The organism is Pseudomonas sp. MWU13-2105 (assembly GCF_023242315.1).
Lineage (GTDB): Bacteria > Pseudomonadota > Gammaproteobacteria > Pseudomonadales > Pseudomonadaceae > Aquipseudomonas.
Genome location: NZ_JALLIY010000021.1, coordinates 106,060 through 127,848, shown reverse-complemented (window position 1 = coordinate 127,848; position 21,789 = coordinate 106,060). Strand labels below are relative to the sequence as shown.

At 61.5% G+C, this 21,789-nt stretch carries 18 protein-coding genes; 4 read left to right on the top strand and 14 right to left on the bottom strand.

Translation table 11 applies throughout. The features are described 5' to 3' along the window. Positions 1–310: 310 nt before the first annotated feature. From aceA to M5B96_RS27100, 9 genes are all read right to left on the bottom strand, one after another. A complete protein-coding gene (gene aceA / locus M5B96_RS27140) occupies positions 311–1,636 on the bottom strand; it encodes an isocitrate lyase (protein ID WP_248800049.1) in 1,326 nt (441 codons plus the stop codon). Positions 1,637–2,140: 504 nt separating this feature from the next. Then, a complete protein-coding gene (locus M5B96_RS27135; RefSeq protein ID WP_248800048.1) occupies positions 2,141–2,941 on the bottom strand; it encodes a secretin N-terminal domain-containing protein in 801 nt (266 codons plus the stop codon). Positions 2,942–3,198: 257 nt separating this feature from the next. Further along, positions 3,199–3,624, bottom strand: a complete 426-nt coding sequence (locus tag M5B96_RS27130; protein WP_248800047.1) for a GNAT family N-acetyltransferase — start codon at positions 3,622–3,624, stop codon at positions 3,199–3,201. Continuing rightward, positions 3,617–4,783: a cupin domain-containing protein gene (locus M5B96_RS27125; protein WP_248800046.1), complete on the bottom strand. Its 1,167-nt coding sequence runs from the start codon at positions 4,781–4,783 to the stop codon at positions 3,617–3,619. Before M5B96_RS27125 ends, M5B96_RS27130 begins: the two co-directional genes overlap by 8 nt. 84 nt (positions 4,784–4,867) lie before the next feature. Beyond that, positions 4,868–6,238: an adenylosuccinate lyase gene (purB, locus tag M5B96_RS27120; protein WP_248800045.1), complete on the bottom strand. Its 1,371-nt coding sequence runs from the start codon at positions 6,236–6,238 to the stop codon at positions 4,868–4,870. A 112-nt stretch (positions 6,239–6,350) separates the two neighbouring features. Then, positions 6,351–6,974: a high frequency lysogenization protein HflD gene (gene hflD / locus M5B96_RS27115; protein WP_248800044.1), complete on the bottom strand. Its 624-nt coding sequence runs from the start codon at positions 6,972–6,974 to the stop codon at positions 6,351–6,353. Next, positions 6,971–8,104 carry a tRNA 2-thiouridine(34) synthase MnmA gene (gene mnmA / locus M5B96_RS27110; protein WP_248800043.1) on the bottom strand — a complete coding sequence of 378 codons (1,134 nt, stop codon included), beginning with the start codon at positions 8,102–8,104 and terminating at the stop codon, positions 6,971–6,973. The genes hflD and mnmA overlap by 4 nt, the downstream gene beginning before the upstream one ends. Before the next feature lie 60 nt (positions 8,105–8,164). Beyond that, positions 8,165–8,611, bottom strand: coding sequence for an NUDIX hydrolase (locus M5B96_RS27105; RefSeq protein WP_248800042.1), 447 nt, complete (start codon positions 8,609–8,611; stop codon positions 8,165–8,167). A gap of 158 nt (positions 8,612–8,769) precedes the next feature. Beyond that, on the bottom strand, positions 8,770–10,995 hold the full coding sequence (locus M5B96_RS27100; RefSeq protein ID WP_248800041.1) for an NADP-dependent isocitrate dehydrogenase: 2,226 nt from the start codon (positions 10,993–10,995) through the stop codon (positions 8,770–8,772). A 496-nt stretch (positions 10,996–11,491) separates the two neighbouring features. Between M5B96_RS27100 and icd the strand changes: the two genes are divergently transcribed. Then, positions 11,492–12,748: an NADP-dependent isocitrate dehydrogenase gene (gene icd, locus M5B96_RS27095; protein WP_248800040.1), complete on the top strand. Its 1,257-nt coding sequence runs from the start codon at positions 11,492–11,494 to the stop codon at positions 12,746–12,748. 76 nt (positions 12,749–12,824) lie between these two features. On the opposite strand, the gene cspD is transcribed toward icd, so the two are convergent. Beyond that, on the bottom strand, positions 12,825–13,100 hold the full coding sequence (cspD, locus tag M5B96_RS27090; protein ID WP_318654861.1) for a cold shock domain-containing protein CspD: 276 nt from the start codon (positions 13,098–13,100) through the stop codon (positions 12,825–12,827). Between the two features lie 227 nt (positions 13,101–13,327). On the opposite strand from cspD, the gene clpS reads away from it, so the two are divergent. Next, entirely contained in the window at positions 13,328–13,690 is a 363-nt protein-coding gene (clpS, locus tag M5B96_RS27085; RefSeq protein ID WP_040069302.1) for an ATP-dependent Clp protease adapter ClpS, read from the top strand. A 28-nt stretch (positions 13,691–13,718) separates the two neighbouring features. Continuing rightward, the gene (clpA, locus tag M5B96_RS27080; protein ID WP_248800039.1) at positions 13,719–15,989 is read left to right on the top strand and encodes an ATP-dependent Clp protease ATP-binding subunit ClpA; all 2,271 of its coding nucleotides are present in this window, start codon (positions 13,719–13,721) and stop codon (positions 15,987–15,989) included. A gap of 240 nt (positions 15,990–16,229) precedes the next feature. Here the strand turns inward: clpA and infA are convergent, their stop codons facing one another. From infA to trxB, 4 genes are all read right to left on the bottom strand, one after another. Next, positions 16,230–16,448, bottom strand: coding sequence for a translation initiation factor IF-1 (gene infA / locus M5B96_RS27075; protein ID WP_002553999.1), 219 nt, complete (start codon positions 16,446–16,448; stop codon positions 16,230–16,232). Between the two features lie 146 nt (positions 16,449–16,594). Then, on the bottom strand, positions 16,595–17,302 hold the full coding sequence (locus M5B96_RS27070; RefSeq protein WP_248800038.1) for an arginyltransferase: 708 nt from the start codon (positions 17,300–17,302) through the stop codon (positions 16,595–16,597). Between the two features lie 102 nt (positions 17,303–17,404). Continuing rightward, positions 17,405–18,085: a leucyl/phenylalanyl-tRNA--protein transferase gene (aat, locus tag M5B96_RS27065; protein WP_248800037.1), complete on the bottom strand. Its 681-nt coding sequence runs from the start codon at positions 18,083–18,085 to the stop codon at positions 17,405–17,407. A 168-nt stretch (positions 18,086–18,253) separates the two neighbouring features. Continuing rightward, on the bottom strand, positions 18,254–19,204 hold the full coding sequence (trxB, locus tag M5B96_RS27060; protein WP_248800036.1) for a thioredoxin-disulfide reductase: 951 nt from the start codon (positions 19,202–19,204) through the stop codon (positions 18,254–18,256). A gap of 157 nt (positions 19,205–19,361) precedes the next feature. On the opposite strand from trxB, the gene M5B96_RS27055 reads away from it, so the two are divergent. Continuing rightward, on the top strand, positions 19,362–21,773 hold the full coding sequence (locus M5B96_RS27055) for a DNA translocase FtsK (RefSeq protein WP_248800035.1): 2,412 nt from the start codon (positions 19,362–19,364) through the stop codon (positions 21,771–21,773). Positions 21,774–21,789 lie beyond the last annotated feature (16 nt).

Here is a 21,789-nt window from a genome sequence, read left to right as displayed (position 1 = left end):
CGCGGGATGAAAGTTGCGTCGCGCGTCGTTTTAGCGTTTTTTGTCGCAATCGATACTGGTCTGGATCAATGTTTTGCACTGTCACGGTTGAACGCATTCCTGTAGGAGCAGGGCTTGCCCGCGAAGAGGCCCCTGAGTCCCGTGCCGCTCATCCGGCTGACTTCGCGGGCAAGCCCTGCTCCTACAAAGTGCGGTGGCGAGTCTGTAGGCGACACGCAAAAAAACGCCCCGAACCAGTCGGGGCGTCAGTTTTCCAGGCATTCCAGTTAGTTCTGCTTCGCTCTGGAATGGCCGCTTGCTCGCAGCGTACTCAGTGGAACTGTTCTTCTTCGGTCGAACCGGTCAGCGCGGTCACCGAGGACGAGCCGCCCTGGATCACGGTGGTCATGTCGTCGAAGTAGCCGGTGCCGACTTCCTGCTGGTGCGCAACGAAGGTGTAACCCTTGGCGGCATCAGCGAATTCCTGCTCCTGCAGCTTCACGTAGGCGGTCATGTCGTTGCGGGCGTAGTCGTGCGCCAGGTTGAACATGCTGTGCCACATGTTGTGGATGCCCGCCAGGGTGATGAACTGGTGCTTGTAGCCCATGGCCGACAGTTCGCGCTGGAACTTGGCGATGGTCGCGTCGTCCAGGTTCTTCTTCCAGTTGAAGGAAGGCGAGCAGTTGTAGGACAGGATCTGGTCCGGGTATTCCTTCTTGATGGCCTCGGCGAAGCGACGGGCTTCGTCCAGGTCCGGCTTGGCGGTTTCGCACCAGATCAGGTCGGCATATGGCGCGTAGGCCAGGCCGCGGGCGATGGCCTGGTCGAGGCCGGCACGGACCTTGTAGAAACCTTCCTGGGTGCGGGTGCCAACGACGAATGGCTGGTCGTACGGGTCGCAGTCGGAGGTCAGCAGGTCAGCGGCGTTGGCGTCGGTACGGGCCAGGATGATGGTCGGTACGCCGGCGACGTCGGCTGCCAGACGGGCGGCGGTCAGTTTCTGCACGGCTTCCTGGGTCGGAACCAGTACCTTGCCGCCCATGTGGCCGCATTTCTTCACGGAAGCCAGCTGGTCTTCGAAGTGCACGCCGGCGGCGCCCGCTTCGATCATGCTCTTCATCAGCTCGTAGGCGTTCAGGACGCCGCCGAAACCGGCTTCGGCATCGGCCACGATCGGCGCGAAGTAGTCGATGTAGCCGTCATCGCCCGGGTTCTTGCCGGCTTTCCACTGGATCTGGTCGGCGCGACGGAACGAGTTGTTGATGCGCTTGACCACGGTCGGCACGGAGTCCACCGGGTACAGCGACTGGTCGGGGTACATGGATTCGGCGGAGTTGTTGTCCGCGGCCACTTGCCAGCCCGACAGGTAGATCGCCTGGATCCCGGCCTTGACTTGTTGCACGGCCTGGCCGCCGGTCAGGGCGCCCATGCAGTTGACGAAATCTTTATCCGGACGGAAGGACGGCTTGGCGCCCTGGGTGACCAGGTTCCACAGTTTCTCGGCGCCCATGCGGGCCAGGGTGTGCTCGGGTTGAACCGAGCCACGCAGGCGGACCACGTCAGCGGCGGAGTAAGTGCGTGTCACGCCTTTCCAGCGCGGGTTTTCAGCCCAGTCTTTTTCAAGGGCTGCAATTTGCTGTTCGCGTGTCAGTGCCATGGAGATAAACCTCGTCGCATAGGTCTTGGGTGGAAAGTTCCGTGCTCCGCCGATTGCACAAGCCGGGGGCTTGGACAAAACGGCTGCTCGCTGACCAGAAGCTTAGGCATTCAGGTACGGTCTGGCGGGGAAGGCGACGATTGAACGATGGGCTCAAGGGGGAAGTGAGCGAGGTAAGGGCGAGCCGTCGGGCGCATTGGGGCGTCGTGGGCCTTCATGCGGACTTCAGGGGTCTTGCCGATCTACCTAATTACGCTTCCGTCCCTCGGGACAACTTCGTTCCAGTCGCAACCTCGTCAAACGCGCCTTGTGGGCGGTACAGACACGAATCGGCTCGGGTGGGTAGGTCAGAGCGGCGATCCGAAGGCCCTTGCCAGGGCCCCTGATTAGCGGGAGCGAGGCCATCATGCCTTCGGTTTTTTGGCTCGTCAAACGTTTTGTAGTGCTTTTTTTATAGCACTACATCTTTAGTCTAATACGACTTGCCGGTCAGTTTCCGGTGCTTTAGTCCAAGCTGTCGACTTTCACCCGCAAAGTCATGTCGTTACGCCCGGAGGTCGAGTAGCTGCGGGTTAGCGCCTGCCTGTCGGCCTGGCTCTGGCCATTGACGCCGGCCAGGGTGATCCACTCGCCCAGGCGTCCGCTGACGGTTGTGTCGGTGCTTTGCACGTTCACTACATCCTGACGCTCCTGGCTGATCCGGTCACGATTGGTACTGATGGACAGGTGGACGATGTCGCCGGTGACGCTGGCGGTGACGTAGAAGCCCTGGGTCACGTTGCGGTACTGGCTCTGTATCTGCGTCAGGGGCTGTTGGTTGGGGTTCTGATTCTGGTTCGAGCCGTTACCGAAGGACTGGTTGGTGCTGATGGCGGTGGTCAGCGGTACGCTCTGGCCGACCTGGATCAGCGCCGGGGTGCCTTCGACGGTCTGCACCTGCTGGATGCCGCCGTCGCGACTGGCGGTGCCGTAGTTGATGATGCGGGTCTGGCTCTGGCCATTGACGCTATAGCCCTGGCTGTTCTGGTCGTTGTTTTCACTGGTGTCGACGCTGATCAGCAGGCGCCTGGCGGGGGTGTCGAGCTGCCCGAGGAAGTCGCGCAGTTCCTTGATCTTGGCCGGTTCGGCATTGACGATCAGTTGGTTCTGGTAGGCGCTGGCCTTGCCGTCCTTGCCGAGAAAGTCCTGGGCCACGGGTAGCAGGTCGGCGCTGGTGCGGTAGTTCAGGGGGATGATTTCGGTGGCGGCCTGGGCGCTGAGCGTGCAGGTCAGTAGCAGGCCGGTGAGCAGGGTACGTAGGGACATGTCCGTTATCTCCGCGTTGGACTTAAGCAATGCGTTGAGTTTGACAGTTTCTCGGCTGTTGGTGGGTCAAGTTGAATCGCGCACGGCAAAACGCCCCGGCATCGGGGGATGGCGGGGCGTCTTGAGGTGTTCTTGTTGGCGCCTTCGCGGGCAAGCTCCGCTCCCACGGGATTGAGAGCAGCCACAAGCTTTGTGCGTGACGCAAAACCTGTGGGAGCGGAGCTTGCCCGCGAATGGCTGCGCAGCAGTGCCGGCTTTTAAACCGAGCCGCGCACCATGTCCACGTGGGGAATCCCGGCTTCGAGAAACTCCTCGCTGACAATGCTGAAGCCCAGGCGCTCATAGAACCGGGTCGCCTGGACCTGGGCGCTGAGCATCTGTTGCTTGAGGCCGCGCTTCTCGGCCTCGCCGATCACCGCCTGCATCAGTGCGTCGCCGACCTTCAGCCCGCGCCAGTCCTTGAGGACCGAGACCCGACCGATATGACCGTCCGGCAACAGCCGGGCGGTGCCGATCGGGAAATCCCCCTCGAAGGCCAGGAAATGCACGGCACCGCTGTCATCGGCGTCCCACTCCAGTTCCGGCGGAACCGACTGCTCGGCGATGAACACTGACTCACGAATGCGCCGAATCTCGGCGTTATCCTTTTGCCAGTCCGCGACACGTACGTGAATTCTATTCATCGGCAAATCCCAGGCTCCCTTGTTTGACCAGCTGGCACAGCAGGCCGCGGCCATCTTCATCGGCCAACCATGGCGCCAGATTATCCGCGTGCAGGGCGTCGGCCGCACAGATCATTTTCAACAGCTCGCGCAGTTTGCCCGGCAGCAGGCGGCTCTGCCCGCTGGCGAACAGCAGCAGGTCGTCGTCGACTTCGGACCAGGCCATGCGCGCGCTCGGGTTGCGGATCAGTATCGCACCCTGTTGCAGGCCATCAAGCAGGTCTTCTTCTTCGAGTTCCGGGCCCACCACCAATTCCGGATAACGCGGTTCGGTCATGAACTGGCCGAACCAGGTCAGCAGCAGGCGCTCGTCGCTCATGTGCTCGGCCAGCAGGCTTTTCAGGCGGTCGAGGGCGTCGTGCTGGATCTGGTGCGGATCGGCCACCGGTTGCGCGTCGGCATCGGTGTAGCGGTCTTCGTCCGGGAGGAACTGGGCGAGGAAGTCGGTGAAGTGGGTCAGTACTTCAGCGGCGCTCGGCGCTCGGAAGCCCACCGAATAGGTCATGCAGTCGTCCACGGCTACGCCGCAGTGGGCCAGGCGCGGCGGCAGGTAAAGCATGTCGCCGGGTTCCAGGGTCCACTCGGCGGTTTCCTCGAAGCCGGCAAGGATGCGCAGGTCGGCATGTTCCAGTAGCGGGCTGGTGGAATCGCACATCTGGCCGATTTTCCAGTTGCGCTTGCCGTGGCCCTGGAGCAGGAACACATCGTAGTTGTCGAAGTGCGGACCGACGCTGCCACCGGGCGCGGCAAAACTGATCATCACGTCGTCGATGCGCCAGCTCGGCAGGAAGCGGAAGTGCTCCAGCAGTTCGGCGACTTCCGGGACGAACTGGTCCACGGCCTGCACCAGCAAGGTCCAGTCGCGTTCCGGCAGTTGGCTGAAGGCGTCTTCGGCGAACGGGCCGCGGCGCAGTTCCCAGGGGCGCTCGCCGTGCTCGATGATCAGTCGCGATTCGACTTCTTCTTCGAGGGCCAGGCCGGCCAGTTCATCGGCGTCGATCGGGCTTTCGAAATCCGGAATGGCCTGACGGACCAGCAGCGGTTTTTTCTGCCAGTAGTCGCGCAGGAATTCCCGGGCGGTGAGGCCGCCCAGAAGTTGCAGAGGAGTATCAGGATTCATGTGTAACCTATTGAAAAAACGTATTTTTCAGACTGGAATAAAAACGCCCGGCTCAGCCGGGCGTTCAGAGCGGGTACGGTGCGATCAGATACGCTGGGCCTGGGCCACGGCGTTGCCGATGTAGTTGGCCGGGGTAAGCTTTTTCAGCTCGGCCTTGGCCTCTGCGGGCATCTCGAGACCGTCGATGAAAGTCTGCAGCGCTTCGGGGCTGATGCCCTTGCCGCGGGTCAGTTCTTTCAGCTTTTCGTACGGGTTTTCGATGTTGTAGCGGCGCATGACGGTCTGGATCGGCTCGGCCAGGACTTCCCAGCAGGCGTCCAGGTCGGCGGCGATTTTCTGCTCGTTGAGCTCCAGCTTGCTGATGCCCTTGAGGCTGGCTTCGTAAGCGATGACGCTATGGGCGAAGCCGACACCGAGGTTGCGCAGCACGGTGGAGTCGGTCAGGTCGCGCTGCCAGCGGGAGATCGGCAGCTTGCTGGCCAGGTGCTGGAACAGTGCGTTGGCAATACCCAGGTTGCCTTCGGAATTCTCGAAGTCGATCGGGTTGACCTTGTGCGGCATGGTCGAGGAACCGATTTCGCCGGCAATGGTGCGCTGCTTGAAGTAACCCAGGGAGATGTAGCCCCAGATGTCGCGGTCGAAGTCGATCAGGATGGTGTTGAAACGCGCGATCGCATCGAACAGCTCGGCGATGTAGTCGTGCGGCTCGATCTGGGTGGTGTAGGGGTTGAAGCCCAGGCCCAGTTCGTCTTCGATGAAGGCGCGGGCGTTGGCTTCCCAGTCGATCTGCGGATAGGCCGACAGGTGCGCGTTGTAGTTGCCCACGGCGCCGTTGATCTTGCCCAGCAGCGGCACGCCGGCGACCTGGGTGATCTGGCGCTCCAGGCGGTAGACGACGTTCGCCAGTTCCTTGCCCAGGGTGGTCGGCGAGGCCGGCTGGCCGTGGGTGCGCGAGAGCATCGGCACGCTGGCGAAACGGTGGGCCAGTTCGCGGATGGCTTCGGCGATCTGGCGCATCAGCGGCAGCAGCACGTCGTCACGGCCTTCGCGCAGCATCAGGGCGTGGGACAGGTTGTTGATGTCCTCGCTGGTGCAGGCGAAGTGGATGAATTCGCTGACGTTGGCCAGCTCGGGCAGCTTGGCGGCCTGTTCCTTGAGCAGGTACTCAATGGCCTTGACGTCGTGGTTGGTGGTGCGCTCGATCTCCTTCACACGCTCGGCGTGTTCCAGGGAGAAGTTTTCGGCGAGGCTGTTCAGTACCGCGTTGGCTTCGGCGGAAAACGCCGGAACTTCGCTGATCTGGGCGTGGGCGGCCAGGCGCTGGAGCCAGCGCACTTCCACCAGCACGCGTGCACGGATCAGCCCGTATTCACTGAAAATAGGGCGCAGGGCCTGGGTTTTGCCGGCGTAGCGGCCGTCAACAGGGGAAACCGCAGTGAGCGAAGAAAGCTGCATGGGGTGTTCTCGGACAGTCGGGCAACGAAATGGGGCGCGTATCATACATGAAAATAACCGCCGGGCTGTTGCCAACCGACCGGCGTCTTGCGCTTTTCGCGGATAACAGTGCCTAGGCGCTGTGCATCAACGGATAGAGTTCTTTGAGCAGCTTGCGCCGGCTGACCACCAGTTGCCAGCGATGGCCGCCCAGTTGCCGCCACAGGCGTGCCGAGCGGATACCGGCCAGCAGCAGGGCGCGGATCTTCGAGGCGTTGCTCGGTTGCTGTAGGTTGCGCATGTCGCCGTGCACCTGGATGCGCTGGCGCAGGGTGCTCAGGGTGTCCTGGTAAAGGGCGCCGCAGGCGGCCACGACGTTTTCGTGGGCGGGGCCGAAATGCTCGACCTGCGCCTGGATCTGCGGCAGGCGCTTGCCGATGATCTCGAGCAAGTCGTCACGCTTGGCCAGCTGGCGTTCGAGGCCGAGCATCGACAGGGCATAACGCAGCGGCTCGCGTTGCAGGGCACTGGGATCGCGCTCGAGGGCGCCGATCAGGGCGCGGTAGCCGTCGCGCAGCTGGATATCGTCGCCACCGTAGACTTCCAGGGTGTCCTTGGGGTCGCGCACCAGCAGGCTGCCGAGCATGCAACTCAGGCCGGCCTCGCTGGACTGGCCGCTCTTGGCGATCTTGTCCACCAGCACCGCGGCGAGAAATACACCGCCCAGTGCCGTCAGTTGCTCCTGGGTCGGGCTCATGGGCGCTGGTCCTTGAAGGTCCAGGGCTCGGCGACTTCGATCACGCCGCCGCCGAGGCAGACCTCTCCGTCGTAGAACACCACCGATTGCCCGGGGGTCACCGCGCGCTGCGGCTCGTCGAACACGGCGCGATAGCCGTTTTCGGTCTGTTCCAGGCTGCAGGACTGGTCGCTTTGGCGATAACGCACCTTGGCCGTCAGCTTGCGCGGCACGCTCAGGTCCACCGGGTTGACCCAGTAGATCTCGGAGGCGAGCAGGGCGCGGGAAAACAGCCATGGGTGCTCGTTGCCCTGGCCGACGATCAGTTCGTTGTGTTCCAGGTCCTTGAGCAGCACGTACCACGGCTCGTCACCGGCGTCCTTCAGGCCGCCGATGCCGAGGCCCTGGCGCTGGCCGATGGTGTGGTACATCAGGCCGTGGTGACGGCCGATGACTTCGCCTTCGGTGGTCTTGATCTCGCCCGGCTGGGCCGGCAGGTACTGCTTGAGGAAGTCGCTGAAGCGCCGTTCACCGATAAAGCAGATACCGGTGGAGTCTTTTTTCTTCGCCGTGGCCAGTTCGTGTTTCTCGGCAATGGCGCGCACGGCGGGCTTTTCCAGTTCGCCGACGGGGAACAGGGTCTTGGCGATCTGCTCGCCGCCGACGGCGTGGAGGAAGTAACTCTGGTCCTTGTTCGGGTCCAGGCCCTTGAGCAGTTCGGTGCGGCCGTCGATGTCGCGGCGGCGCACGTAGTGGCCGGTGGCGATCAGGTCGGCACCGAGCATCAGGGCGTAGTCGAGGAACGCCTTGAACTTGATTTCGCGGTTGCAGAGGATGTCCGGGTTCGGTGTGCGTCCGGCCTTGTATTCGGCCAGGAAATGCTCGAACACGTTGTCCCAGTATTCGGCGGCGAAGTTGGCGGTGTGCAGCTTGATACCGATCTTGTCGCACACGGCCTGGGCGTCCGCCAGGTCGTCCATGGCGGTGCAGTACTCCGTTCCGTCGTCTTCTTCCCAGTTCTTCATGAACAGGCCTTCCACCTGGTAACCCTGCTCCATCAGCAGGACAGCGGAAACGGAAGAGTCTACGCCGCCGGACATGCCGACGATGACGCGCAGGTTTTCTGGGGCGGTGGCAGCTGGATCACGCATAGGGATTCAATGAGTGTCTTCGAAAAAGGACGCGATTCTAACAGGCCCGGGCCCGCAAGGCTAAAGAGAAGGGCGGATCAGCTCGAGACTGTGCAGTGGGCCGGCCAAATAATCGTCCAGGCAGCGGATGATCAGCTCGCTGCGCCATTGCGGGCGCAGGGCCAGCAATTCGTCGCGGGTCAGCCAGCGCGGACCGATGATGCCGTGGTCGAGTGGGTAGTCCGGGCGCTGTTGCAGCGCTTTGCCGGCAAAGCAGACGCGCTGGTAGGTCACGCCGTTGCTCGGGGCGGTATACAGGTAGATGCCGACGACGCCGGTTAGTTCGACGTCCCAGCCGGTTTCCTCGAGGGTTTCACGGATGGCGGCTTGGATCAGGGTTTCATCGGGGTCCAGATGGCCGGCGGGCTGGTTGAAGACCGTCTGTCCGTCTTGCAGCTCTTCGACCAGCAGGAAACGACCGTTGTCTTCGACGACGGTGGCGACGGTGATATGGGGTTGCCATTTCATAGGGTGGGGCTCTCTTTGACCATGAGGGCATCATAGGGCTAGCGCGGTCCCGTGTGGGAGCCGGCTCCCACGGGATTTGTATTCACGGGGCGATGAATGCTTGGGCCACAAACACAAACCCCGGCACTGGGCCGGGGTTTGTGATGTTTCCTGAGCGCTTACACCAGCGCGGCAATCGCCGCGTTGAAGGTCGCGCTCGGACGCATGGCCTTGCTGATCAGCTTGGCGTCGGCGTGGTAGTAGCCGCCGATGTCCACTGGCTTGCCTTGTACGGCGTTGAGCTCGGCAACGATGGTCGCCTCGTTCTCGGCCAGGGTCTTGGCCAGCTGGGTGAACTGGCCTTGCAGCGCAGTGTCTTCGTTCTGGGCGGCCAGGGCCTGGGCCCAGTACAGCGCCAGGTAGAAGTGGCTGCCGCGGTTGTCGATATTGCCGACTTTACGCGATGGCGACTTGTTGTTGTCGAGGAACTGGCCGGTGGCCTGGTCCAGGGTCTTCGACAGCACCAGGGCTTTCGGGTTGTTGTAGGTCACGCCCAGGTGCTCAAGGGAGGCGGCCAGGGCCAGGAACTCACCCAGGGAATCCCAGCGCAGGAAGTTCTCTTCCACCAGTTGCTGCACGTGCTTCGGTGCCGAGCCGCCGGCGCCGGTTTCGAACAGGCCACCGCCGTTCATCAGCGGCACGATCGACAGCATCTTGGCGCTGGTACCCAGTTCCATGATCGGGAACAGGTCGGTCAGGTAGTCGCGCAGCACGTTACCGGTGACCGAGATGGTGTCCTTGCCGGCGCGGGTGCGGGCCAGGGTGACTTTCATCGCCTCGACCGGCGACATGATCTGGATGTCCAGGCCGGTGGTGTCGTGGTCCTTGAGGTAGGTCTGGACCTTCTCGATCACCACGCCATCATGGGCGCGCATCGGGTCGAGCCAGAAGATCGCCGGAGTATTGCTGGCGCGGGCACGGTTGACGGCCAGTTTGACCCAGTCCTGGATCGGTGCGTCCTTGGCCTGGCACATACGGAAAATGTCGCCGGCTTCCACGGTTTGTTCCAGCAGGGTACGACCGCTGTTGTCGGAAACCCGAACCACGCCGTCGGTCTTGATCTGGAAGGTCTTGTCGTGGGAACCGTACTCTTCGGCTTTCTTCGCCATCAGGCCGACGTTCGGCACGCTGCCCATGGTGGTCGGATCGAAGGCACCGTGTTGCTTGCAGTCTTCGATCACCGCCTGGTAGATGGTGGCGTAGCAGCGATCCGGGATCACCGCCTTGGTGTCGTGCAGTTGGCCGTCGGCGCCCCACATCTTGCCGGAGTCACGGATCATGGCTGGCATCGAGGCGTCGACGATGACGTCGCTCGGCACGTGCAGGTTGGTGATGCCCTTGTCGGAGTTGACCATGGCCAGCGCTGGACGAACGGCGTAGACCGCCTGGATGTCCGCTTCGATCTGCGCCTGCTGCTCGGCCGGCAGGGCCTTGATGCGGGCGTACAGGTCGCCGATGCCGTTGTTCAGGTTGAAGCCGATCTGCTCCAGCACTTGCGCGTGCTTGGCCAGGGCATCCTTGTAGAACTCGGCAACGATCTGGCCGAACATGATCGGGTCGGAGACCTTCATCATGGTGGCTTTCAGGTGCACCGAGAACAGTACGCCTTGTTTCTTGGCGTCTTCGATTTCAGCGGCGATAAAGCTGCGCAGGGCGTTCTTGCTCAGCACCGCGCAGTCGAGGATCTCACCGGCTTGTACGCTGGTTTTCTCTTTCAGCACGCTGGTAGTGCCGTCCTGGGCGATCAGTTCGATCTTGACGCTGCCGGCGGTGTCGATCAGCGCGGCTTTTTCGCTGCCGTAGAAGTCGCCGTTGCTCATGTAGGCCACGTGGGACTTGGAGTCGGCAGCCCAGGCGCCCATCTTGTGCGGGTGCTTGCGCGCATAGTTCTTGACCGACAGCGGGGCGCGGCGGTCGGAGTTGCCTTCGCGCAGGACCGGGTTCACGGCACTGCCCTTGATCTTGTCGTAACGGGCGCGGGCGTCTTTCTCGGCGTCGTTGCTGACGGTTTCCGGGTAGTCCGGGATGTTGAAGCCCTGGGCTTGCAGTTCCTTGATCGCGGCCTGCAGTTGTGGAACCGAGGCGCTGATGTTCGGCAGCTTGATGATGTTGGCTTCAGGGGTGATGGCCAGCTCGCCCAGTTCGGCGAGGTGATCCGGCACGGCCTTGGCGCCCAGTTGTTCGGGGAAGCTTGCGAGAATGCGACCGGCCAGCGAGATATCGCGGGTTTCCACGGCGATATCAGCCGAAGCGGTAAAGGCCTCTACGATAGGCAGCAGTGAATAAGTGGCGAGGGCAGGGGCTTCGTCGGTGAAGGTGTAGATGATCTTCGAACGGTTGGGCATATTCGGATTAACTCTCTTCTTTGCTAAAGCATGCGCAGAAACTCGAGATGCGCCGGGTAAGCGCGTTCGTTCAAAAGTCATCCATGAGCCGAATGTCGAGGTTTCTTCGCGCGCGGTGATGTTGGGTGCATCAGTCGAGCGTCAAGCGGTCGGATTGCGATAACAACCCGGCTTTTTCAGGCGGAAAGTCTCGTTGTAGAGAGGTCGGCCGTCGTGACTCCATGGTCAGCGGCGCGATTATACATAGGTTGCTGGCAAAACGCCGATGCTTCATAAGCGACTACACTCGTCCATTGGTCTAAAGGTCGCAGGGCGCCCTGTGGCGAGGTGTCGCAAGCAGTGCTCGACTTTGGCGCTTTTACCTTTGCTTTCAAGCTTGTAGGCCGCGAATTCACTGTTTTTCGCGGCAGATGAGTCGGGTGTGAGGTTCCCACGCGCAAGCGCCTGGGGTACGCTCGAACGCAGCCAGATGTTCAATCCATAGATGGAGTTCAACATGGGATACAAGAAGATTCAGGTTCCGGCAGTCGGCGACAAAATCACCGTCAATGCAGACCATTCTCTCAATGTTCCTGACAACCCGATCATCCCCTTCATCGAAGGCGATGGTATTGGCGTCGATATCAGCCCGGTGATGATCAAGGTCGTCGATGCCGCGGTGCACAAGGCCTACGGCGGCAAGCGCAAGATCTCCTGGATGGAAGTCTTCGCCGGCGAGAAAGCCACCCAGGTCTATGACCAGGATACCTGGCTGCCCCAGGAAACCCTGGATGCGGTCAAGGACTATGTTGTCTCCATCAAGGGCCCGCTGACCACGCCGGTGGGTGGTGGGATCCGCTCGCTGAACGTGGCCTTGCGTCAGCAGCTCGACCTGTATGTCTGCCTGCGTCCGGTGCGCTGGTTCGAAGGCGTACCGAGCCCGGTCAAGAAGCCCGGCGATGTCGACATGACCATCTTCCGCGAGAATTCCGAAGACATCTATGCCGGTATCGAGTGGAAAGCCGGCTCGCCGGAAGCGACCAAGATCATCAAGTTTCTGAAAGAAGAAATGGGCGTGACCAAGATCCGTTTCGACCAGGACTGCGGGATCGGTATCAAGCCGGTGTCGAAAGAGGGTACCCAGCGCCTGGCGCGCAAGGCCCTGCAATATGTCGTCGATAACGATCGCAAATCGCTGACCATCGTGCACAAAGGCAACATCATGAAGTTCACCGAGGGCGCCTTCAAGGAATGGGCCTACGAAGTGGCGGCCGAGGAGTTCGGCGCGACCCTGCTCGACGGCGGTCCGTGGATGCAGTTCAAGAACCCGAAGACCGGCCGCAACGTGGTGGTCAAGGACGCCATCGCCGATGCCATGCTCCAGCAGATTTTGCTGCGTCCGGCCGAGTACGACGTGATCGCGACCCTGAACCTCAATGGTGACTACTTGTCCGACGCCCTGGCCGCTGAAGTCGGTGGTATCGGTATCGCCCCGGGGGCCAACCTGTCCGACACCGTGGCAATGTTCGAGGCAACCCACGGTACCGCGCCCAAGTACGCCGGCAAGGATCAGGTCAACCCCGGTTCGCTGATCCTTTCCGCGGAAATGATGCTGCGGCACATGGGCTGGATCGAGGCGGCCGACCTGATCATCAAGGGTACCAATGGCGCCATCGGCGCGAAAACCGTGACTTACGATTTCGAGCGTCTGATGGACGGTGCGACGCTGGTGTCGTCTTCCGGCTTTGGCGATGCGCTGATCAAGCACATGTAGGTCGATCGACAGTCAACGAAAACGCCCGGGCCAAGTGATTGGCTCGGGCGTTTTCGTTAGCTGAAAGCTTCTGCTTTCAGGCTCTGGACGTTTCCGCGGGGGCTTGCGCCTCGGTGTTTTGAGGTTTTGTCGCGGGCGTCGCGGCGCTCACGAGTTGCCGGATTTTGACCGCGTGCAGCCCCTTCGGGCCCTGGATGATCTCAAAGCTTACTGCCTGGCCAGCCTTAAGGGTTTTATAGCCATCCATCTGGATGGCCGAGTAATGGGCGAACAGATCTTCAGTCTTGCCTTCTTCAATGATGAAGCCGTAGCCCTTGGCATTGTTGAACCACTTGACTTTACCACTCAGCATGCTCATATCCCTCTGCAAGCGTCCCCATCACTGGAGTATCATCCAGTTCATCCTTCACTGCGTGAACCAGAAAAACGGTTGACGGTATGGACCTTTATTGCCCAATGTGGGCTCTATTGGTTGTAACACCGTTTTGCCGATAGTCAAGGTGACCTGGCGGTCAGTATTGAAATCTGTCCTCCGCGTCCCCATCACTGCAATTGCTCAACTGACGAACCTTTCTTTCCATGCATGCAATCAGCCAGATTCGACTAACATTCAATCAGGATCGCCCGGATTCCCACGACGACGATTCCGCGGGTATTGCAGTACAGGAATCCAAGCCCGCGTTGCAGGCGCCACCGATGTACAAGGTGGTTTTGTTCAACGATGACTACACACCGATGGATTTCGTCGTCGAAGTGCTCGAGGTGTTTTTTAACCTGAATCGCGAGCTGGCGACCAAGGTCATGCTGGCCGTCCACACAGAAGGACGGGCAGTATGTGGCGTGTTTACCCGCGACATCGCTGAGACCAAGGCCATGCAGGTCAACCAGTACGCCAGGGAAAGCCAGCATCCGCTACTCTGTGAAATCGAGAAGGACGGTTAATGCCGACCACTTGGGTATGAGGTGAACTATGTTAAACCGCGAACTCGAAGTCACCCTCAATCTTGCCTTCAAGGAGGCTCGCTCGAAGCGTCATGAATTCATGACCGTCGAGCACCTGCTGCTGGCCCTTTTGGATAATGAGGCTGCCGCCACCGTCCTGCGTGCCTGTGGCGCCAATCTCGATAAACTCAAGCACGACCTGCAGGAGTTCATCGACTCCACCACGCCGCTGATCCCCGTCCACGACGAGGATCGCGAAACCCAGCCGACCCTGGGCTTCCAGCGTGTCCTGCAACGTGCGGTCTTCCATGTGCAGAGTTCCGGTAAGCGTGAAGTGACGGGCGCCAACGTGCTGGTCGCGATCTTCAGCGAGCAGGAAAGCCAGGCGGTCTTCCTGCTCAAGCAACAAAGCGTGGCACGTATCGATGTCGTCAACTACATCGCCCATGGCATCTCCAAGGTACCCGGGCACGGCGATCACTCCGAAGGCGAGCAAGATATGCAGGACGAAGAGGGCGGTGAGTCTTCATCTTCAGGCAATCCGCTGGACGCATACGCCAGCAATCTGAACGAACTGGCGCGCCAGGGTCGTATCGATCCGCTGGTCGGGCGCGAGCTGGAAGTCGAGCGCGTGGCGCAGATCCTCGCGCGTCGGCGCAAGAACAACCCGCTGCTGGTGGGTGAGGCGGGCGTGGGCAAGACGGCCATCGCCGAAGGCCTGGCCAAGCGCATCGTCGACAACCAGGTGCCGGACCTGCTGGCCAATAGCGTGGTCTATTCCCTCGACCTCGGTGCCTTGCTGGCCGGTACCAAGTACCGCGGCGATTTCGAGAAGCGCTTCAAGGCGTTGCTCGGCGAGCTGAAAAAACGTCCGCAGGCGATCCTGTTCATCGACGAAATCCACACCATCATCGGTGCCGGTGCCGCTTCCGGCGGCGTCATGGATGCCTCGAACCTGCTCAAGCCATTGCTCTCCTCGGGGGATATCCGCTGCATCGGTTCGACCACCTTCCAGGAATTTCGCGGCATCTTCGAGAAGGACCGGGCCTTGGCGCGGCGCTTCCAGAAGGTCGATGTGTCCGAGCCGTCGGTGGAAGACACCATCGGTATCCTGCGCGGCCTGAAAGGGCGTTTCGAGCAGCACCACAATATCGAGTACAGCGACGAGGCCTTGCGCGCCGCCGCCGAACTGGCGTCGCGTTATATCAATGATCGGCACATGCCGGACAAGGCCATCGACGTGATCGACGAGGCCGGGGCCTACCAGCGCCTGCAACCGATCGAGAAGCGCGTCAAGCGCATCGAGGTCGCGCAGGTCGAGGACATCGTGGCGAAGATCGCGCGGATTCCGCCAAAACACGTCACCAGCTCCGACAAGGAACTGCTGCGTAACCTGGAGCGTGACCTGAAACTGACCGTATTCGGTCAGGACGCGGCCATCGACTCGCTGTCGACCGCCATCAAGCTGTCCCGTGCCGGCTTGAAATCGCCGGACAAACCCGTCGGTTCGTTCCTGTTCGCCGGTCCTACCGGCGTCGGCAAGACCGAAGCGGCGCGGCAACTGGCCAAGGCGATGGGGATCGAGCTGGTGCGCTTCGACATGTCCGAGTACATGGAGCGGCACACCGTCTCCCGTCTGATCGGCGCGCCTCCGGGGTATGTCGGTTTCGACCAGGGCGGCCTGCTGACCGAGGCCATCACCAAGCAACCGCATTGCGTGCTGCTGCTCGATGAAATCGAGAAGGCCCACCCGGAAGTCTTCAACCTGCTGTTGCAGGTGATGGATCACGGGACCCTGACCGACAACAACGGGCGCAAGGCGGACTTCCGCAACGTGATCGTGATCATGACCACCAACGCCGGTGCCGAGACTGCGGCGCGTGCGTCGATTGGCTTCGCGCACCAGGATCACTCTTCCGATGCCATGGAAGTGATCAAGAAGAGCTTCACGCCGGAGTTCCGCAACCGTCTGGACACCATTATCCAGTTTGGTCGCCTCAGTCATGAGGTTATCAAGAGCGTGGTGGACAAGTTCCTTACCGAACTTCAGGCGCAACTGGAAGACAAGCGTGTGCAGCTGGAGGTTACCGATGCGGCCCGCAGCTGGCTGGCAGAGAGCGGTTACGACGCGGCGATGGGTGCACGCCCAATGGCGCGTCTGATCCAGGACAAGATCAAGCGGCCATTGGCCGAAGAGATCCTGTTCGGCGAGTTGTCCGACCATGGCGGTGTGGTGCACATCGACATCAAGGACGGCGAGCTGACCTTCGAGTTCGAAACCACGGCTGAAATGGCTTGATGTAGGCCTGCAAAACACAACAAAGGCGCCAGAAGGCGCCTTTGTTGTGTCTGCTGTCTTGTGTGGCGAGCGGGCTTGCCCGCGCTCGGCTGCGCAGCAGTCGCAAAACCGACCACCTCAGTCTACCTGGTGTACCGGATTAGCCGGTTTTAGGGCCGCTTCGCGGCCCAGCGCGGGCAAGCCCGCTCGCCACACAAACAAAAACGCCCGGCAGTACCGGGCGTTTTTGTATCGACTTGCTTAGCGGGCGCGGTAGGTGATGCGCCCTTTGCTCAAGTCGTAGGGCGTCAGCTCGACGCGCACTTTGTCACCGGTGAGAATACGAATGTAGTTCTTGCGCATCTTTCCGGAGATATGCGCGGTTACGACGTGCCCATTTTCCAATTCCACGCGAAACATGGTATTCGGCAGGGTGTCGACGACAGTGCCTTCCATTTCGAAGCTGTCTTCTTTCGACATGCAGTAAAGCCCTCGGTGTCCAGTGAATGGCCCGGTGCAACTGCGCCAGGCAAAAGCGGCGTGCATTGTGCCCGAAAAAGGGGGTTCACGCCAAGGGGTTAGTGCCGGCCAGGGAAATACAGTTCAATTGCGCCGCCGCCGGCGACCTAGCTGAGGGTGACCCAGCGCTGGTTGATCAGCAGTTCGATCGGCCGATATTGGGTCTTGTAGTTCATCTTCTTGCAGTTCTTGATCCAATAGCCGAGGTAGACCGCCTCCAGCCCCAGCCGCTGCGCTTCGCCGATCTGCCAGAGGATAGCGTAGCGCCCCAGGCTGCGACGCTCCTCAGCGGGCTCGTAGAAGGTGTAGACCGCCGACAGGCCGTTGGGCAGCAGGTCGGTGACGGCCACGGCCAGCAGGCGCCCCTCCAGGCGGAACTCATAGAAGCGCGAGAACGGCAGGTCGCGTACCAGGAAAGTGGAAAACTGGTCGCGACTGGGCGGGAACATGTCGCCATCGGCATGCCGTTGTTCGATATAGCGCTGGTACAGGTCGAAGTATTCCTCGCTGAATCCTGGCTTGACGGCCCTGACCTTGAGGTCGGCGTTGCGCTTGAAAATGCGTTTCTGCTGGCGATCGGGCTGGAATTGCGCCACGGGAATCCGCGCCGGTACGCAGGCGTTGCAGTTCTGGCAGTGGGGCCGGTACAGGTGGTCGCCGCTACGACGAAAGCCCATTTCCGACAGGTCTGCGTAGACATGCACATCCATGGGCTGGCTAGGGTCGAGGAACAGCGTGGTCGCCTGCTCATCGGGCAGGTAACTGCAAGAGTGGGGTTGAGTGGCATAAAACTTCAAGCGCGCCAGCTCGGTCATGATCGACCCTCGGAATAAGCTTTCAATTGCGTTCAATCAAGTGTAAGCCAGCCTGGGAAAAGACGCCTAGGCGCTGTGTGAAGGTTACCTGATCGTGACGGGTCAAGGCAGCCAGTTCGCGCTGTTGGGGCGGTCCAGGTGTTCGCCCAGGTAGCGGGCGAAGTCGTCGCGGGGAATCGCCCGGGCGCCGAGGCTGTGCAGGTGCTCGGTGGGCATCTGGCAGTCGATCAGGACGAAACCCGAGGCCTTGAGGTGGCGGACCAGGGTGACAAAGCCGAATTTCGAGGCGTTGTCGGCGCGGCTGAACATGGATTCGCCGAAAAACAACTGGCCCATTGCCAGGCCGTAGAGGCCGCCCACCAGCTCATCGTTATCCCAGACCTCGACCGAGTGGGCAAAACCGCGCTCGTGCAATTGCAGATAGGCGTTTTGCATGGCTTCGGTGATCCAGGTGCCGTCGGCATAGGCCCGCGGGGCGGCGCAGGCGCGGATCACAGCGGCGAAATCGCGATCGAAGGTGACCTGGTAGCGTTGTTGGCGCAACAGCTTGTTCAGGCTGCGGGAGACGTGCAATTCGTCGGGAAACAGCACGGTGCGTGGGTCCGGCGACCACCAGAGGATCGGCTGGCCTTCGGAAAACCAGGGAAAGCAGCCATGGCGGTAGGCCTGGATCAGCCGATCGGCGGACAGGTCGCCGCCGGCGGCCAGCAGGCCGTTGGGTTCGCGCATGGCCTTGGCCAGGGGCGGGAAAGTCAGGGAATTGCGTTGTAACCAGGTCAGCATGGCATTCAGGCTTGAGCAGGAGGAGGGGAGGGCGGTCTTGTAGGCGCTACGCGACCTGTAGGCGCTACGCGACCTGTAGGCGCTACGCGACCTGTAGGAGCTGGCTTGCCGGCGATGACGATGGTGAGGGTTGCATCGCAATCGCCGGCAAGCCGGCTCCCATGAGGTTTAGTTATCGTCGAGGAATTTCTCGGCGTCCAGTGCCGCCATGCAGCCGGCGCCGGCCGAGGTAATGGCCTGGCGATAGACGTGGTCGGCGACATCGCCGGCGGCGAACACCCCGGGGATATCCGTCGCCGTGGCATTGCCCTCGCTGCCACCGTGCACCCGCAGGTAACCGTTATGCATGCTCAACTGGCCCTCGAACAGATCGGTATTGGGCTTGTGACCGATGGCGATAAACACCCCGGCCAGTTGCAGTTCGCGGGTCGCGCCGGTGTCGCTGTGACGCAGGCGGGCGCCGGTGACGCCGCTGGTATCGCCGAGCACCTCATCCAGGTTCTCGTTCCAGTGCAGGCGGATATTGCCGTTGGCCGCCTTCTCGAACAGCTTGTCCTGGAGGATCTTCTCCGCGCGAAGCTTGTCGCGGCGATGCACCAGGTGCACTTCCTTGGCGATATTGGCCAGGTACAGGGCTTCCTCCACTGCGGTATTGCCGCCGCCGACCACCGCCACCACCTGGTTGCGGTAGAAGAACCCGTCACAGGTGGCGCAGGCCGAGACGCCCTTGCCGGCAAACGCCTCCTCGGATGGCAGGCCGAGGTACTGCGCCGAGGCACCGGTGGCGATAATCAAGGCGTCGCAGGTGTAGATGGCGCTGTCGCCCTCGAGGATAAACGGGCGCTGCTGCAACTTGGCGGTGTGAATGTGGTCATAGACGATCTCGGTGTCGAAACGCTCGGCATGTTTCTGCATGCGCTCCATCAGCACCGGGCCGGTCAGGCCTTCGACGTCGCCAGGCCAGTTGTCGACTTCGGTGGTGGTGGTCAATTGACCGCCGGCTTGCAGGCCGGTAATGACCAAAGGCTTGAGATTGGCGCGGGCGGCATAAACCGCCGCACTGTAACCGGCAGGGCCGGAACCCAGGATGATCAGGCGTGAATGCTTGGTTGCGCTCATAAAACACCTCATAAGCCTTTGTCACAAAAGAGAATGCGTGCTCAAATTGAACCGCGTGAAAAGTGCTGTCGGTTATGCTACACCCATGCGGTGACAGCGTGGCATCGGGCGGACAAATCCGTACAATGCCGGTTATGTAATGAAACAGTGAATCATTTTGAAGAAATCCACCGCCACACCCTCTAAAGCAGTCGTTCCGCTCTGGCGGCAGCAGCTGCACTATCGCCTCAAGGAAGGTGCGCTGATCGCTATCGGCGCGTTGTGCCTGTTCCTGATGATGGCCTTGCTGACCTATGGCAAGGACGACCCGGGCTGGAGCCACAACAGCAAGATCGATAACGTACAGAACTTCGGCGGTCCGGCGGGTTCCTACAGCGCCGACATCCTGTTCATGGTGCTGGGTTATTTCGCCTACGTATTCCCCTTGTTGCTGGCGATCAAGACCTACCAGATCTTTCGCCAGCGCCATGAACCCTGGCAATGGAGCGGCTGGCTGTTTTCCTGGCGGCTGATCGGCCTGGTGTTCCTGGTGCTGTCCGGGGCCGCGCTGGCCCATATCCATTTCCATCAGCCCTTCGGCCTGCCTGCCGGCGCCGGTGGGGCCCTGGGCGAAAGCCTCGGCAACCTGGCGAAAAACGCCCTGAATATCCAGGGCAGCACGCTGTTGTTCATTGCCCTGTTCCTGTTCGGCCTGACGGTGTTCACCGACCTGTCCTGGTTCAAGGTCATGGACGTCACCGGCAAGATCACCCTGGACCTGTTCGAACTGTTCCAGGGCGCGCTGAATCGCTGGTGGTCGGCCCGGGTCGAGCGCAAGCAACTGGTGGCGCAACTGCGTGAAGTCGACGACCGCGTTCACGACGTGGTGGCGCCGAGCGTTCCCGACAAGCGCGAGCAGGCCAAGGTCAAGGAGCGCCTGATCGAGCGCGAGCAGGCCCTGAGCAAGCACATGTCCGAGCGCGAGAAGCAGATCCCGCCGGTGATTGCCCCGGCCCCGGTGAAACCGGCGCAGCCGAGCAAGCGCGTGGAGAAAGAGAAACAGGCGCCGTTGTTTGTCGACAGCGCGGTGGAAGGCACCTTGCCGCCGATCTCGATCCTCGACCCGGCGGAAAAGAAGCAGCTCAACTACTCGCCGGAATCCCTGGCGGCCGTCGGTCACCTGCTGGAAATCAAGCTCAAGGAATTCGGCGTTGAAGTCTCGGTGGACTCCATCCACCCGGGCCCGGTGATCACCCGTTACGAGATCCAGCCGGCGGCGGGGGTGAAGGTCAGCCGGATCTCCAACCTGGCCAAGGACCTGGCGCGTTCGCTGGCGGTGACCAGCGTGCGGGTGGTGGAAGTCATCCCCGGCAAGACCACCGTGGGCATCGAGATCCCCAACGAGGACCGCCAGATCGTGCGTTTCTCCGAGGTGCTGTCGACCCCGGAATACGACGACGCCAAATCCCCGGTCACACTGGCCCTGGGGCACGATATCGGCGGCAAGCCGGTCATCACCGATCTGGCGAAGATGCCGCACCTGCTGGTGGCCGGTACCACCGGTTCCGGTAAGTCGGTGGGTGTCAACGCGATGATCCTGTCGATCCTGTTCAAGTCCGGCCCGGAAGACGCCAAACTGATCATGATCGACCCGAAAATGCTCGAGTTGTCGATCTACGAGGGTATTCCGCACCTGCTCTGCCCGGTGGTCACCGACATGAAGGACGCCGCCAACGCCCTGCGCTGGAGCGTCGCCGAGATGGAGCGGCGCTACAAGCTGATGGCCAAGATGGGCGTGCGTAACCTGTCGGGTTTCAACCACAAGGTCAAGGAAGCCCAGGACGCCGGCACGCCGCTGACCGACCCGCTGTACAACCGCGAAAGCATCCACGATGAAGCGCCGTTGTTGGTGAAGCTGCCGACCATCGTCGTGGTGGTCGACGAATTCGCCGACATGATGATGATCGTCGGCAAGAAGGTCGAGGAACTGATCGCCCGTATCGCCCAGAAGGCCCGGGCCGCCGGCATCCACCTGATCCTCGCGACCCAGCGGCCGTCGGTGGACGTGATCACCGGCCTGATCAAGGCCAACATCCCGACCCGCATGGCGTTCCAGGTGTCGAGCAAGATCGACTCGCGGACCATCATCGACCAGGGTGGCGCCGAGCAATTGCTCGGTCACGGTGACATGCTCTACATGCCGCCGGGCACCAGCTTGCCGATTCGCGTGCATGGCGCCTTCGTGTCCGACGATGAGGTCCACCGGGTGGTGGAGGCCTGGAAACTGCGCGGCGCGCCGGAATACAACGACGATATCCTCAATGGTGTCGAAGAAGCCGGCAGCGGCTTCGACGGCTGCAGCGGTGGTGGTGACGGCGACGACGCCGAAACCGACGCGCTCTACGACGAAGCCGTGCAGTTCGTGCTGGAAAGCCGCCGGGCGTCGATTTCCGCGGTACAACGCAAGCTGAAGATCGGCTACAACCGGGCCGCCCGCATGATCGAGTCCATGGAAATGGCCGGGGTCGTGACCGCCATGAACACCAACGGCTCGCGTGAAGTACTCGCCCCCGGGCCGTCGCGCGACTGATCCGTGCCGCGTGGGT

Coding starts and splice junctions, on each gene's coding strand:
- aceA (WP_248800049.1), bottom strand. CDS start 1,636: ATGGCACTGACACGCGAACAGCAAATTGCAGCCCTTGAAAAAGACTGG.
- M5B96_RS27135 (WP_248800048.1), bottom strand. CDS start 2,941: ATGTCCCTACGTACCCTGCTCACCGGCCTGCTACTGACCTGCACGCTC.
- M5B96_RS27130 (WP_248800047.1), bottom strand. CDS start 3,624: ATGAATAGAATTCACGTACGTGTCGCGGACTGGCAAAAGGATAACGCC.
- M5B96_RS27125 (WP_248800046.1), bottom strand. CDS start 4,783: ATGAATCCTGATACTCCTCTGCAACTTCTGGGCGGCCTCACCGCCCGG.
- purB (WP_248800045.1), bottom strand. CDS start 6,238: ATGCAGCTTTCTTCGCTCACTGCGGTTTCCCCTGTTGACGGCCGCTAC.
- hflD (WP_248800044.1), bottom strand. CDS start 6,974: ATGAGCCCGACCCAGGAGCAACTGACGGCACTGGGCGGTGTATTTCTC.
- mnmA (WP_248800043.1), bottom strand. CDS start 8,104: ATGCGTGATCCAGCTGCCACCGCCCCAGAAAACCTGCGCGTCATCGTC.
- M5B96_RS27105 (WP_248800042.1), bottom strand. CDS start 8,611: ATGAAATGGCAACCCCATATCACCGTCGCCACCGTCGTCGAAGACAAC.
- M5B96_RS27100 (WP_248800041.1), bottom strand. CDS start 10,995: ATGCCCAACCGTTCGAAGATCATCTACACCTTCACCGACGAAGCCCCT.
- icd (WP_248800040.1), top strand. CDS start 11,492: ATGGGATACAAGAAGATTCAGGTTCCGGCAGTCGGCGACAAAATCACC.
- cspD (WP_318654861.1), bottom strand. CDS start 13,100: ATGCTGAGTGGTAAAGTCAAGTGGTTCAACAATGCCAAGGGCTACGGC.
- clpS (WP_040069302.1), top strand. CDS start 13,328: ATGCATGCAATCAGCCAGATTCGACTAACATTCAATCAGGATCGCCCG.
- clpA (WP_248800039.1), top strand. CDS start 13,719: ATGTTAAACCGCGAACTCGAAGTCACCCTCAATCTTGCCTTCAAGGAG.
- infA (WP_002553999.1), bottom strand. CDS start 16,448: ATGTCGAAAGAAGACAGCTTCGAAATGGAAGGCACTGTCGTCGACACC.
- M5B96_RS27070 (WP_248800038.1), bottom strand. CDS start 17,302: ATGACCGAGCTGGCGCGCTTGAAGTTTTATGCCACTCAACCCCACTCT.
- aat (WP_248800037.1), bottom strand. CDS start 18,085: ATGCTGACCTGGTTACAACGCAATTCCCTGACTTTCCCGCCCCTGGCC.
- trxB (WP_248800036.1), bottom strand. CDS start 19,204: ATGAGCGCAACCAAGCATTCACGCCTGATCATCCTGGGTTCCGGCCCT.